The sequence below is a fragment of the Pseudomonas sp. CDFA 610 genome, from assembly GCF_021147865.1.
GTDB classification, from domain to species: domain Bacteria; phylum Pseudomonadota; class Gammaproteobacteria; order Pseudomonadales; family Pseudomonadaceae; genus Aquipseudomonas; species Aquipseudomonas alliivorans.
On the sequence record NZ_JAGTPM010000005.1, the window covers coordinates 146,848 to 160,143 of the forward strand.

The window sequence follows — 13,296 nt, forward strand, 5'->3', positions numbered from 1 at the left end:
GCAGAGTATAGGGGCGGTTAAGTCCCTATTCAACAGTCAGGTAGTGATTTCCGACTATACGCTACAGAGCAATTGTTTCAGCGGATGTGAGCAAGCACACCTTGCAACTCATCCAGCGAGTTGTAGCGGATCACCAATTGTCCTTTTCCCTTCTGCCCGTGGCGGATCTGGACTGCAGACCCCAAACGCTCGGCCAGACGCTGCTCGAGGCGGCTGATGTCGGGGTCAGCCTTGGCAGGTTCCGCAGGGGTTTCCTTGCCGCTGAGCCACTGCCTGACCAATGCTTCGGTCTGGCGTACAGTCAGCCCGCGTGCGACAACATGTCGCGCGCCTTCGACCTGCCTTTCTTCCGGCAGACCGAGCAAGGCACGTGCATGCCCCATCTCCAGGTCACCGTGAGAGAGCATGGTCTTGATCACTTCCGGCAGCGCAATCAGTCGTAACAGGTTGGCCACGCTGACCCGCGACTTGCCAACGGCATCGGCCACCTGCTGTTGAGTCAGCTGGAATTCCTGCTGCAGACGCTGCAACGCCATCGCTTCTTCGATGGGATTGAGGTCTTCGCGCTGGATGTTTTCGATAAGCGCCATGGCGATGGCGGTTTCGTCCGGCACATCGCGAACCATGGCCGGAATCGTCTCCACGCCAGCCTGTTGACTGGCGCGCCAGCGACGCTCACCGGCAATGATTTCAAAACGGTTGTCGCCAATCGGGCGAATCACGATCGGCTGCATCACGCCCTGGGACTTGATTGACTGCGCGAGTTCTTCAAGCGCCTGAGGGTCCATGTCGCGACGCGGCTGGTACTTGCCGCGCTGGATCAGGTCCAGCGGCACATGCTGCAACTCGCTTGGCGGCGCCTTTATGGCCTGTTCTTCCAGCGTACTGACGGTTGGACTGCTCAGAAGTGCGTCCAACCCACGTCCGAGACCTCGTTTCTTGACGGCCATGGGAATTCCTTAGGTTGGCTGAGCGGTTTTCGCACCGCGACGTTGACGACGAACCAGCTCACTGGCGAGCGCCAGATAAGCCAGCGCCCCCCGGGAAGACTTGTCGTAGGCCAGCACCGGCATGCCGAAACTCGGCGCCTCTGCCAGCCTGATGTTTCTCGGGATAACCGTGTCGTACAGCTGCTCACCAAAGTGTTCCTTGAGCTGAGCAGAGACATCGTTGATCAGGCTCAGACGCGGGTCGTACATCGTGCGCAGCAAGCCTTCGATCTTCAGTTGCGGATTGAGCAACTCGCCGATTCGCTTGATGTTATCCACAAGGTCGCTAAGACCTTCCAGTGCGAAGTACTCGCACTGCATGGGGATAATCACGCCATCGGACGCCACCAGGGCGTTGAGCGTGAGCATCGACAGCGAAGGTGGGCAGTCGATGAGAATGTAATCGTAGTTTTCGCGGATCGGCGCCAGCGCATTGCGCAAACGGCTCTCCTTCATCTGCATTTCCAGCAGAACCACCTCGCCTGCAGTCAGGTCGCGGTTGGCCGGAAGCAGTTGATAACCACCGTGCTCGGAAAACTGCATGGCCTCGGCCAAGTCACATTCGCCAATCAGCAGGTCGTAAACGGAGTTTTCGAGGTTATGTTTATCCACACCACTCCCCATGGTCGCATTGCCCTGGGGATCGAGGTCGATGAGCAGCACGCGTCGTTTGGTAGCGACCAGTGACGCGGCGAGGTTGATGCATGTGGTGGTCTTGCCTACCCCACCTTTCTGGTTCGCTATCGCGAATACCTTAGCCATTATCGCTTGTGTTCCCAATCATGCCGTGCGGCGCAGTATCAGCAGATGGCGTTGGCCTTGGCAACCCGGAACGGTCAAGGCTTGTGCGCTATCGAGGTGAAAATCCGTGGGCAATGCTACCAGTTCATCGGCAGGATGCAGCCCTTTCATCGCCAGCCAGCGTGTCTGTGTATCGCCCATGTGGCGAGTCCATCCGGCAAAGTCTTCCAGACTGCTGAACGCACGGGAAATGATTCCGTTGAACGGTACATCCGGCTGATAGGTTTCAGCGCGACTGTGGATAACTTCAAGGTTATCCAGCTTCAGCTCCAGTTTGACCTGGGTCTGAAAACGAGTCTTCTTGCCGTTGCTGTCCAGCAGCGAGACGTTCATCTGCGGAAACATGATCGCCATGGGGATGCCGGGCATCCCACCGCCGCTGCCGACATCAAGCCAGCGTTCGCCTTCGGCGTCACTGTCGATGAAAGAAATCACGCTGAGGCTGTCGAGCAAATGCCGGGACACCATTTCGTCCGGGTTACGCACAGCCGTGAGGTTGTACGCCTTGTTCCACTTGATCAAAAGCGCCAGATAGGCCAGCAGTTGCTCGTGCTGGACCGGAGTAAGCTCGATACCCAAAGCGCGTGCGCCTGTGGATAACTCTTCGGCGTGTTGCGGGGTGACCATAGAACTCAAGCGCTTTGCTCCAACTGACGGCCGGCGCCGCGTTTTTTCAAGTGAATCATCAACAGGGAAATCGCTGCTGGTGTAACACCTGGAATGCGGGAAGCCTGCCCCAGGGTTTCGGGACGGGTTATCCCCAGCTTGCTTTGAATTTCTTTCGACAGACCGGAAATCCCGGCGTAATCGATGTCTTCAGGCAGCTTCGTGTCCTCGCTCGCACGCAAACGGGCGATTTCGTCCTGTTGCCGATCGATGTAACCGGCGTACTTGGTCTTGATCTCGACCTGCTCGGCGACTTGCGGATCAGTGCAACCCTCACCGGTGAGGGAGATCAGGCTGGCGTAATCGATTTCCGGACGCGTCAGCAGATTGAGCAGATTGTATTCATGGGTCAGTGGCGTACCGAAATGCGCCGCGATGGCATCGCCCTGTTCAGTACCCGGACGAACCCAAGTGCTCTTCAGACGTTGTTCTTCCAGCGCGATGTTTTCACGCTTGGTGCAGAACGCAGCCCAACGCGCATCATCGACCAGACCCAGTTCGCGACCTTTCTCGGTCAGACGCAGGTCGGCGTTGTCTTCACGGAGAATCAAACGGTACTCGGCACGGGATGTGAACATCCGGTAAGGCTCTTGCGTACCCAGCGTGATCAGGTCATCGACCAGCACGCCGATGTACGCCTCGTCACGACGCGGGCACCAGCTGTCACGCCCCTGCGCCCGCAATGCCGCGTTGGTTCCGGCCAGCAAACCTTGAGCACCCGCTTCTTCGTAACCGGTTGTGCCGTTGATCTGTCCTGCGAAGAACAGGCCGCCGATCACCTTGGTTTCGAGGCTGTACTTCAGATCGCGCGGGTCGAAGTAGTCGTACTCGATGGCGTAGCCAGGGCGAACGATGTGCGCATTCTCCATACCGCGAATCGAACGAACGATCTGCAACTGCACGTCGAACGGCAGAGACGTGGAGATACCGTTCGGGTACAGCTCGTGGGTCGTCAAACCTTCCGGCTCGATGAAGACCTGATGGCTTTCCTTGTCGGCAAAGCGGTGGATCTTGTCTTCGATCGATGGGCAATAGCGCGGGCCGATCCCTTCGATCACACCGGAATACATCGGCGAGCGATCAAGGTTGGACGCAATGATTTCGTGTGTCCGCGCATTGGTGTGGGTAATCCAGCAACTCACCTGCGACGGGTGCTGTTCCTTGGAGCCCATGAACGACATGACTGGAATCGGCGTATCGCCCGGTTGTTCGGTCATTACCGAAAAATCCACAGAACGACCATCGATGCGCGGCGGCGTGCCTGTTTTCAGCCGGCCTACCCGCAATGGCAATTCGCGCAGACGACGTGCAAGCGCGATGGACGGCGGATCACCTGCACGGCCACCCGAATAATTCTGCATACCGATGTGGATAAGACCGCCCAGAAACGTGCCGGTGGTCAATACAACGGAATCGGCCATGAAGCGCAGGCCCATCTGCGTCACTACACCGCGGACCTGATCCTGTTCAACGATCAGGTCATCGCAGGATTGCTGAAATATCCACAGGTTCGCCTGGTTTTCGAGCGTTTCGCGAATAGCGGCCTTGTACAGAACACGGTCTGCCTGGGCACGGGTCGCCCGTACGGCCGGGCCTTTACGGCTGTTCAACACGCGGAACTGAATGCCGCCCTTGTCAGTGGCCATGGCCATCGCACCGCCGAGGGCGTCGATTTCCTTGACCAGGTGACTTTTGCCAATGCCGCCAATCGCAGGGTTGCAGCTCATCTGGCCGAGGGTTTCCACGTTATGCGTCAACAGCAGGGTTTTGACACCCATGCGTGCCGACGCAAGTGCGGCCTCGGTACCGGCATGACCGCCACCGATGACGATCACTTCAAAACGGGAAGGGAAATCCACCACGCACCTCGTGCCTGTTGTCGATGGGAAATTGGGATAGCTGACAAGTATAGGGACTTACCCCACCTGAATGAAACCCGTTGCACAAAATTTAACCAGCTGTGGAAAACTCGCGAATAAAGAAAATAAAAAGGAAAGAAAGTTTATAAAGCCTTGTTTTTATGTTTATTCTTACTGAGCACCTTATCTGTGGATAGATTGCTACAGGCCTTTATTTTCGTTGTGTACAGAGAATCAAAAGTCTGTGGTCATGTGCCAGTGAGAGGTTGGGATAACTGTCCTGAGCCTGTGGATTAAAGTGTACTTTGTCCACAGGCGGGTTTATCTTCAGGTTTCAGGCCCGGTTATCAACCGAGCTGAAGCGTGGTTATGCACAGGGCTTATTTTGCGGAAAATGATGAAATCAGAGTTCTGTCGAAGGCTGATCGGTCAAAAAGGGGCTGCCTGATCGTCACAGAGAGGGCATCTCGAGGCGCGTTGTGTATCGAAGCGACCAATCGCCGGCTACAGGAATCATGATCAGGCAATGCGACGGGGGACGTTTTGGTAGTGTGGAGGAGGGTTATCAACAGGCAGCAGGGACGGTTGCCGTCCCCTCAGACTGACTCAGGGGTGAGAAAGCTGGTTGCCTGACACTGTCAGATGAGAAGCATCTGTTGTTGAGGGACTATTTTCCGATGCAGAAGCTGGAAAAGATCCTGCCGAGCAGGTCATCGGAGCTGAAAGCACCGGTGATTTCACCCAGCGACTGCTGAGCCTGGCGCAAATCCTCCGCCAACAGCTCTCCAGCGCCGGCAAGCGTCAATTGTGCCCTGCCGTGCTCAAGGGAGTCACTGGCATGGCGCAGGGCTTCAAGGTGACGCCGACGGGCGCTGAAGCTGCTTTCGGACGTCTGTTCATACCCCATGCACGCTTTTAGATGTTCACGCAGAAGTTCCAGTCCTTCACCACCGTCCTTCGCGCTCAGGCTGATGGTGACATGGCCGTCCGGGCTGGTTTCCAGACCTGTGAGGTCGCCGCTCAAGTCTGACTTGTTCCGAATCAATGTGACCTTGGCCGGGTCCGGCCGCTCTTTCAGAAACTCAGGCCACAGGGCAAAGGGATCATTCGCTTCCGGTGCTGTGGCATCCACCACCAACAGGATCCTGTCCGCTTCACCAATCGCCTTGAGCGCACGTTGTACACCGATCATTTCGACCTGATCCTGTGTGTCCCGCAAGCCAGCGGTGTCCACCACGTGCAATGGCATTCCGTCGATGTGGATATGTTCACGCAATACATCGCGAGTAGTGCCGGCGATCTCGGTGACGATCGCAGCCTCACGTCCAGCCAGTGCGTTGAGCAGACTGGATTTGCCTGCGTTTGGTCTGCCAGCAATGACCACGGTCATGCCGTCGCGCAGCAATGCACCCTGCCCGGCTTCGCGCAATACTGTGGATAACTCGGCACGCACTTCGTCGAGCATGCTCAGTACATGGCCATCGGCAAGAAAGTCGATTTCCTCTTCCGGAAAGTCGATTGCCGCCTCCACGTAAATTCGCAGACCGATCAGTTTCTCGGTCAACTTATCCACACGTTGGGAAAAAGCACCCTGTAACGAGCGCAATGCATTGCGGGCAGCCTGTGCAGAACTTGCCTCAATCAGATCGGCAATCGCTTCAGCCTGTGCCAGGTCCAGCTTGTCGTTGAGAAATGCACGCTCGCTGAATTCACCTGGGCGGGCCAGACGGCTGCCCAATTCCAGGCAGCGCTGCAGCAACATATCGAGCACGATCGGACCACCGTGGCCCTGCAGTTCCAGAACATCTTCGCCGGTAAAGGAGTTGGGGCCAGGGAAGAACAGTGCGATACCTTCGTCCAGTGTCTGGCCAGATGCATCTGCGAACGGTCCGTAATGGGCATAACGCGGTTTGGGCTCACGCCCGATTATTGCCTGCGCCGCTTTGCTGGCCAGCGGACCTGAAATACGGACAATGCCGACGCCACCACGACCTTGAGCAGTGGCGATGGCAGCGATGGTTTCACGAGGGACGTTCATGGTCCGGCTCCTGGACAACTGACAGATAGCAAAACGCCCCACGAGGGGGCGCTTTGTAAAACTTATTCACAGGTTAGATCAGGCAGCTGCTTTCTTGGTAGCGGCTTCGATCTTGCGAGTGATGTACGCCTGCTGAGCGATCGACAGGGTGTTGTTCACAACCCAGTACAGAACCAGACCGGCAGGGAACCACAGGAAGAAGAACGTGAAGATGATTGGCATCATTTTCATGACCTTGGCCTGCATCGGATCCGGAGGAGTCGGGTTCAGACGCTGCTGAATGAACATGGTCGCGCCCATGATGATCGGCAGGATGAAGAACGGGTCCTTGATCGACAGGTCGGTTATCCACAGAATCCATGGAGCCTGACGCATTTCCACGCTTTCCAGCAGTACCCAGTACAGCGACAGGAAAACCGGCATCTGTACAAGAATCGGCAAGCATCCACCCAGCGGGTTGATCTTCTCTTTCTTGTACAACTCCATCATCGCCTGGGACATTTTCTGGCGATCATCGCCATGTTGTTCCTTCAGCAAGGCCAGCTTCGGAGCCACGGCGCGCATGCGTGCCATGGATTTGTAGCTGGCTGCGGAGAGCGGGAAGAACAGGCCCTTGATCAGCATGGTCAGAACAATGATCGACCAGCCCCAGTTCCCGAGAATTGCGTGGATGTGTTGCAGCAGCCAGAAGATAGGCTGGGCAATGAACCACAGGAAGCCATAGTCGACAGTCAGTTCCAGACCTGGGGATAACTCTTTGAGTACCGCCTGGCTTTTCGGACCTGCATACAAGGTCGCGGTCGCCTCGCCTTTGGCGCCCGGAGCAACGGTCAACGTCGGGCTGGTGAAGCCGATGATGTAGTTGCCCTGGCTGTCTTTGCGAGTCTGAACCAGGTTTGCCGCGTTGTGATCAGGGATCCACGCCGTCACAAAGTAGTGTTGCAACCAGGCAACCCAGCCACCTTGAACTGTTTCCTTGACCTGACCCTTGTCGATATCTTTCATCGACACTTTTTTGTAGGGCTCTGCAGCTGTCCACAGTGCCGCACCCAGATAGGTGGCGGTACCGGTAGCCGTGGTCGACGATGGATCGGAACTGGCGTCACGCTTCAATTGTGCGAACAGGTTACCAGCCCAAGGCTGAGCGCTCTGGTTATCAACAATGTAGGTCACGACCAGGTCGTAAAGGCCACGTTTGAATGTGAAGCGCTTGATGTAATTGATGCCGTTTTCCGAGAACTTCAGGTCCACGACCATATCGTTCTGGCCATCAGCCAGTTGATAAGTCTTCTGAGCGGACGTGTAAACCGGACGACCGGCGGCACGAGCATCGGGACCGTTGGTACCCGTCAGGCCACTTTGGGCCAGAAAAGTACGCTCGCCACCGTTGTCGAACAGCTGAAACGGTACTTCAGGACGGTCCTGACGACGTGGATAAAGAGGCAGACGAAGCTGAACCACGTCACCACCCACCGGATCGATCGCCAGATCGAGCACGTCGGTCTTGACCTGAATCAGGTCTTTGCTGGCTACGGCCGGAGTTTCAAGAGGAGCCGCGGCATTGGTTGCGTTCGCGCTTGGAACATCAGCGCTGGCGGAACCATTATTACCAGCAGCCGTATCCGGAATACCCGGTGCGGTGTTGCTGGCTGCAACATTCTGGGTCGGCATGGCTGCCTGACCGTAGTCCTGGTTCCATTTCAGAACCCCGACGTAGGTCACGATTGCCAGGGCGACGATCAGGATCGTGCGTTTAATATCCATGATTACTCGGCCATCGAAGAAGAACGGGAGGTGGGGACAGGTGGAACCGGGTCATAACCACCGGGATTCCACGGATGACAGCGACCCAGGCGGCGCATTGCCAGCCAGCCGCCGCGCAAAAGGCCATGATTATCGATGGCTTCATACGCGTAGCAGGAGCAACTGGGGTAGAAACGACAGTGACTGGCCATCAGCGGGCTAATGGCATAGCGATAAAACTGGATCGGAACGAGTGCCAGTTTACGCATCGGGACTGTCCACCCCTGCAGGTTCGGTTTTTGTCTGCGGAGCAGGTTGGCTGCGTGCCAGACGTTTCCACAGTTTGCCGAAATGCTGAATCAGTTCAGGGTTTTCTACATCACCCAAACCTTTACGCGCGACGATAACGATATCCCAACCGACCAAGCTGTCTTGGTGTTGGCGAAATGATTCGCGCATCAGGCGTTTCAAACGATTGCGCTGAACGGAGAGCTTGACGCTCTTTTTACCTATAACCAGCCCCAGGCGGGGATGATCGAGGTCGTTGTTGCGCGCAAGGAGCAGGAGATTTTTCCCCGGAACCTTGCCGGTAGGGGAGTCAAAGACTGCCTTGAAATGCCGGGGAGTCAGCAAACGCTTTTCCCGACTGAAGTCTCGACTCACCTCCTGTGCCGATTTATCAAACTGCCAGACGCTTACGGCCTTTGGCGCGACGACGCGACAGAACGGCACGGCCGTTTTTGGTGGCCATACGTGCACGGAAACCGTGGGTGCGGGCGCGCTTGATAGTGCTGGGTTGGAAAGTACGTTTCATGGCGTGTTACCTGGTTCGTCCACTACGGGCCGGAATGGCCCCCGTTTTAAGAGACCGGGGATTCTAGAGAAAGCAGGCCCGCAGGTCAATTTCCAACCAGCTTTTCTTCAATAACGTTCTATATGGGTATTTTCCCGTCTTTGGTGGGAGGGAACCCTCACGTCCCTGCCCGTTGTTATAGAAATAAAGAAGGAGAGTATTTAAAGCTTTTTTATAAAGCTTATAATTCTTACGGCGTTCATATCTGTGGATAAAACGCTAGAGACCTCATTTTACATGGTGTACAGCGTTTCAAAAGGCTGTCGAGAAACCGTGCCCTGCCTGTGCTGCAACCTCGGAAAAGCTGTGCATGAATAGCTGATTTATCCACAGGCGCGTTATCCACAGACTTCAACCCCGACTTATGCAATGGGCTGAAGTGTTCTTATCCACAGACCTTATGCACATACCGTTCGTCGCGTGTCGGCCCACCAAATCAATGATTTATAGCCGACTGTTAGCAACCTACATGTGGATAAGTCTTCAGCGGACCGTTACAATGGCGGTTGTTTTTGCCTCACCGGCTTTCGACTTAGGGGATATCCGTGTCAGTGGAACTTTGGCAGCAGTGCGTGGAGCTTTTGCGCGATGAGCTGCCTGCCCAGCAATTCAACACCTGGATCCGTCCGCTACAGGTCGAAGCCGAAGGCGACGAGTTGCGTGTCTATGCGCCGAACCGCTTCGTGCTTGATTGGGTCAATGAAAAATACCTCAGCCGATTGCTTGAGCTTCTTGGCGAACACGGTCAAGGGATGGCGCCTGCGCTTTCCTTATTAATAGGAAGTAAACGCAGCTCTGCTCCTCGTGCAGCGCCCAACGCACCGTTGGCTGCCGCTGCTTCGCATGCCTTGTCTGCCAGCTCCGCCAATAGCGCTCAGGCACCTGCGCCAGTTGCCGCGCCGGTTGCCCAGGCAGCATCGCCCTCTCCTGTCCAGGAGACACCGGTTCATAACGAGCCGTCGCGTGACAGTTTCGATCCCATGGCCGGTGCAAGTTCGCAACAGGCGCCCGCGCGTGCCGAACAACGTACCGTTCAGGTCGAAGGTGCGCTCAAGCACACCAGCTACCTGAACCGCACGTTCACGTTCGAGAACTTCGTCGAAGGTAAATCCAACCAACTGGCGCGCGCAGCCGCCTGGCAGGTCGCGGATAACCCGAAGCACGGCTATAACCCGCTGTTTTTGTATGGCGGTGTCGGCTTGGGTAAAACGCATTTGATGCATGCTGTGGGTAACCACTTGCTCAAGAAAAACCCCAATGCCAAGGTTGTCTACCTGCATTCGGAGCGTTTCGTGGCCGATATGGTCAAGGCGCTGCAGCTCAATGCGATCAACGAGTTCAAGCGTTTCTACCGCTCGGTCGATGCGCTGCTGATCGATGACATTCAATTCTTCGCCCGCAAGGAACGTTCGCAGGAAGAGTTTTTCCACACGTTCAACGCTCTCCTTGAAGGCGGGCAGCAGGTCATCCTGACCAGCGACCGTTATCCGAAAGAAATCGAAGGTCTTGAAGAACGTCTCAAGTCGCGTTTCGGGTGGGGTCTGACGGTAGCGGTCGAGCCCCCCGAACTGGAAACCCGCGTCGCGATTCTCATGAAGAAGGCAGACCAGGCCAAGGTCGATCTGCCCCATGATGCGGCGTTCTTCATCGCGCAACGCATTCGCTCCAACGTCCGTGAACTCGAGGGCGCGCTCAAGCGAGTCATCGCGCACTCTCACTTCATGGGCCGTGACATCACGATCGAACTGATTCGTGAATCGCTGAAAGATCTGCTCGCTCTTCAGGACAAGCTGGTGAGTGTGGATAACATTCAGCGCACCGTTGCCGAGTACTACAAGATCAAGATCTCCGACCTGTTGTCCAAGCGTCGTTCCCGCTCCGTAGCCCGTCCAAGACAGGTTGCGATGGCGTTGTCCAAAGAGCTGACCAACCACAGTCTGCCGGAAATCGGTGACGTGTTTGGCGGCCGCGACCATACGACTGTTCTGCACGCGTGCCGAAAGATCAACGAACTCAAGGAATCCGATGCGGATATCCGCGAGGACTACAAGAACCTGCTGCGCACTCTGACTACGTGATGACGCCAGTGCAGCTTATTAAGGCAAGGGACTAGACCATGCATTTCACCATTCAACGCGAAGCCCTGTTGAAACCCCTGCAATTGGTGGCCGGCGTGGTTGAACGCCGTCAGACCTTGCCGGTGCTATCCAACGTCTTGATGGTCGTCGAAGGCCAGCAACTGTCGCTGACCGGTACCGACCTTGAAGTCGAACTGGTTGGACGCGTGCAGTTGGAAGAGCCAGCCGAACCTGGGGAAATCACTGTCCCTGCGCGCAAGCTGATGGACATTTGCAAAAGCTTGCCCAACGATGCCCTCATCGACATCAAGGTCGATGACGCCAAGTTGGTGGTAAAAGCCGGTCGTAGCCGTTTCACTTTGTCCACGTTGCCTGCCAACGACTTCCCTACCGTGGAAGAAGGTCCGGGCTCGCTGACGTTCCAGCTGGGTCAAAGCAAGCTGCGCCGTTTGATCGAGCGCACCAGCTTCGCCATGGCTCAGCAGGACGTGCGCTACTACCTCAACGGCATGTTGCTTGAAGTGAGCGCAGGTGTACTGCGCGCTGTAGCCACCGATGGCCACCGCCTGGCAATGTGCTCCATGACTGCCGACATCGAACACGCTGATCGCCACCAGGTCATCGTGCCGCGCAAAGGTATTCTGGAAATGGCGCGTCTGCTGACAGAGCAGGATGGCATTGTCAGTATTGTGCTGGGTCAGCACCATATTCGCGCAACCACAGGCGAGTTCACCTTCACCTCGAAGCTGGTAGACGGCAAGTTCCCTGACTATGAGCGCGTGCTGCCGAAAGGCGGTGACAAGTTGGTACTGGGCGATCGTCAGGCACTGCGTGAAGCGTTCAGCCGTACCGCGATTCTGTCCAACGAAAAATACCGCGGCATTCGTCTGCAACTGGCCAGTGGTCAGCTCAAGATTCAGGCCAACAACCCTGAGCAGGAAGAAGCAGAAGAAGAAATCGGCGTTGAGTACAACGGCGACTCGTTGGAAATCGGTTTCAACGTCAGCTATCTGCTCGACGTTCTGGGCGTCATGACCACTGAGCAAGTGCGTTTGATTCTGTCTGACTCCAACAGCAGTGCGCTGGTGCAGGAATCAGACAACGATGACTCGGCGTACGTTGTCATGCCGATGCGCCTGTAACTTATGTACAGCGCAACCTAGATGTCTCTCAGCCGCATCTCGGTCACCGGGGTGCGCAATCTGCACCCGGTGACCCTCTCCCCCTCCCCGCGTATCAACATCCTTTACGGTGCCAACGGCAGCGGAAAAACCAGCGTACTGGAAGCTATCCACTTGCTGGGTATCGCTCGCTCGTTTCGCAGCAGCCGTCTGCTTCCTGTCATCCAGTATGAGCAACCATCTTGCACGGTCTTCGGCCAGGTCGAACTTGCGCAAGGTGGCCATAGCAGCTTGGGTGTTGCGCGTGACAGGCAGGGCGAGTTCCAGATTCGCATCGATGGACAGAATGCCCGCAGTGCTGCGCAGCTTGCCGAGATCCTTCCGCTGCAGCTCATCAATCCTGACAGTTTCAGATTGCTTGAGGGCGCGCCCAAGATTCGGAGGCAGTTTCTGGATTGGGGAGTGTTCCACGTGGAACCTCGTTTCATGACCACTTGGCAGCGGCTCCAGAAGGCCTTGAGGCAGCGAAACTCATGGCTTCGGCATGGTACACTTGACGCCGCTTCGCAGGCGGCATGGGACCGAGAACTGTGCCTGGCGAGTGATGAAATCGATGAGTTTCGTCGCGCTTACATCAAGGCATTGAAGCCAGTCTTTGAACAAACTTTGAGCGAACTTGTTGAACTCGAAGGTTTGACCCTGAGCTACTACCGAGGATGGGATAAGGAAAAAGAGTTGAGCACCGTGCTCGCTTTATCCCTGAATCGCGATCAGCAGATGGGCCATACACAGGCCGGACCACAACGCGCTGATTTGCGTCTTAGATTGGGCGCACACAACGCCGCGGATATTTTGTCCCGGGGTCAGCAGAAGTTGGTGGTCTGTGCGTTGCGCATCGCGCAAGGACATCTGGTTAGTCAGGTCCGGCGCGGGCAGTGTATCTATCTCGTCGATGACTTGCCTTCCGAACTGGATGACAACCATCGCCGGGCGCTTTGCCGTTTGCTGGAAGAATTACGCTGCCAGGTATTTATCACCTGTGTAGACCAAGAATTTTTGAGGGAAGGCTGGCAGACGGAAACGCCAGTCGCTTTGTTCCACGTGGAACAAGGCCGTATCACCCAGACCCACGACCATCGGGAGTGATT

At 56.2% G+C, this 13,296-nt stretch carries 12 protein-coding genes; 3 read left to right on the forward strand and 9 right to left on the reverse strand.

Going from position 1 to position 13,296, the window contains the following annotated elements:
* Nucleotides 1–77 precede the first annotated feature (77 nt).
* From KDX39_RS10665 to rpmH, 9 genes are all read right to left on the reverse strand, one after another.
* Nucleotides 78–950 (reverse strand): ParB/RepB/Spo0J family partition protein, encoded by an 873-nt coding sequence (locus tag KDX39_RS10665; RefSeq protein WP_231660341.1) that lies wholly within the window; start codon nucleotides 948–950, stop codon nucleotides 78–80.
* 9 nt (nucleotides 951–959) lie between these two features.
* Nucleotides 960–1,751, reverse strand: coding sequence for a ParA family protein (locus KDX39_RS10670; RefSeq protein ID WP_083184967.1), 792 nt, complete (start codon nucleotides 1,749–1,751; stop codon nucleotides 960–962).
* Nucleotides 1,752–1,769: 18 nt separating this feature from the next.
* Nucleotides 1,770–2,426, reverse strand: coding sequence for a 16S rRNA (guanine(527)-N(7))-methyltransferase RsmG (gene rsmG, locus KDX39_RS10675; RefSeq protein WP_210073619.1), 657 nt, complete (start codon nucleotides 2,424–2,426; stop codon nucleotides 1,770–1,772).
* Nucleotides 2,423–4,315, reverse strand: coding sequence for a tRNA uridine-5-carboxymethylaminomethyl(34) synthesis enzyme MnmG (gene mnmG / locus KDX39_RS10680; RefSeq protein WP_231660343.1), 1,893 nt, complete (start codon nucleotides 4,313–4,315; stop codon nucleotides 2,423–2,425). The genes rsmG and mnmG overlap by 4 nt, the downstream gene beginning before the upstream one ends.
* A gap of 667 nt (nucleotides 4,316–4,982) precedes the next feature.
* Nucleotides 4,983–6,353 carry a tRNA uridine-5-carboxymethylaminomethyl(34) synthesis GTPase MnmE gene (mnmE, locus tag KDX39_RS10685; RefSeq protein WP_231660345.1) on the reverse strand — a complete coding sequence of 457 codons (1,371 nt, stop codon included), beginning with the start codon at nucleotides 6,351–6,353 and terminating at the stop codon, nucleotides 4,983–4,985.
* Nucleotides 6,354–6,431: 78 nt separating this feature from the next.
* Nucleotides 6,432–8,117 carry a membrane protein insertase YidC gene (gene yidC / locus KDX39_RS10690; protein WP_231660346.1) on the reverse strand — a complete coding sequence of 562 codons (1,686 nt, stop codon included), beginning with the start codon at nucleotides 8,115–8,117 and terminating at the stop codon, nucleotides 6,432–6,434.
* A gap of 2 nt (nucleotides 8,118–8,119) precedes the next feature.
* Nucleotides 8,120–8,365 (reverse strand): membrane protein insertion efficiency factor YidD, encoded by a 246-nt coding sequence (gene yidD, locus KDX39_RS10695; RefSeq protein WP_004882449.1) that lies wholly within the window; start codon nucleotides 8,363–8,365, stop codon nucleotides 8,120–8,122.
* The gene (gene rnpA / locus KDX39_RS10700) at nucleotides 8,358–8,759 is read right to left on the reverse strand and encodes a ribonuclease P protein component (RefSeq protein WP_004882450.1); all 402 of its coding nucleotides are present in this window, start codon (nucleotides 8,757–8,759) and stop codon (nucleotides 8,358–8,360) included. The genes yidD and rnpA overlap by 8 nt, the downstream gene beginning before the upstream one ends.
* A 16-nt stretch (nucleotides 8,760–8,775) precedes the next feature.
* Nucleotides 8,776–8,910, reverse strand: a complete 135-nt coding sequence (gene rpmH, locus KDX39_RS10705) for a 50S ribosomal protein L34 (RefSeq protein WP_002551315.1) — start codon at nucleotides 8,908–8,910, stop codon at nucleotides 8,776–8,778.
* 584 nt (nucleotides 8,911–9,494) lie between these two features.
* Here rpmH and dnaA point away from each other — a divergent pair.
* Genes dnaA through recF form a run of 3 tightly spaced genes read left to right on the forward strand, consistent with a single transcriptional unit; the run spans nucleotide 9,495 to nucleotide 13,294 of the window.
* Nucleotides 9,495–11,027, forward strand: coding sequence for a chromosomal replication initiator protein DnaA (dnaA, locus tag KDX39_RS10710; protein ID WP_231660347.1), 1,533 nt, complete (start codon nucleotides 9,495–9,497; stop codon nucleotides 11,025–11,027).
* Between the two features lie 38 nt (nucleotides 11,028–11,065).
* On the forward strand, nucleotides 11,066–12,169 hold the full coding sequence (dnaN, locus tag KDX39_RS10715) for a DNA polymerase III subunit beta (RefSeq protein WP_099231076.1): 1,104 nt from the start codon (nucleotides 11,066–11,068) through the stop codon (nucleotides 12,167–12,169).
* A 21-nt stretch (nucleotides 12,170–12,190) separates the two neighbouring features.
* Nucleotides 12,191–13,294, forward strand: coding sequence for a DNA replication/repair protein RecF (gene recF, locus KDX39_RS10720; protein WP_231660348.1), 1,104 nt, complete (start codon nucleotides 12,191–12,193; stop codon nucleotides 13,292–13,294).
* Nucleotides 13,295–13,296 lie beyond the last annotated feature (2 nt).

What these genes read in the sequence shown, in the direction of transcription:
- KDX39_RS10665 (WP_231660341.1), bottom strand. Translation starts at nt 950, where the DNA reads ATGGCCGTCAAGAAACGAGGTCTCGGACGTGGGTTGGACGCACTTCTG.
- yidC (WP_231660346.1), bottom strand. Translation starts at nt 8,117, where the DNA reads ATGGATATTAAACGCACGATCCTGATCGTCGCCCTGGCAATCGTGACC.
- mnmE (WP_231660345.1), bottom strand. Translation starts at nt 6,353, where the DNA reads ATGAACGTCCCTCGTGAAACCATCGCTGCCATCGCCACTGCTCAAGGT.
- yidD (WP_004882449.1), bottom strand. Translation starts at nt 8,365, where the DNA reads ATGCGTAAACTGGCACTCGTTCCGATCCAGTTTTATCGCTATGCCATT.
- KDX39_RS10670 (WP_083184967.1), bottom strand. Translation starts at nt 1,751, where the DNA reads ATGGCTAAGGTATTCGCGATAGCGAACCAGAAAGGTGGGGTAGGCAAG.
- dnaN (WP_099231076.1), top strand. Translation starts at nt 11,066, where the DNA reads ATGCATTTCACCATTCAACGCGAAGCCCTGTTGAAACCCCTGCAATTG.
- recF (WP_231660348.1), top strand. Translation starts at nt 12,191, where the DNA reads ATGTCTCTCAGCCGCATCTCGGTCACCGGGGTGCGCAATCTGCACCCG.
- rpmH (WP_002551315.1), bottom strand. Translation starts at nt 8,910, where the DNA reads ATGAAACGTACTTTCCAACCCAGCACTATCAAGCGCGCCCGCACCCAC.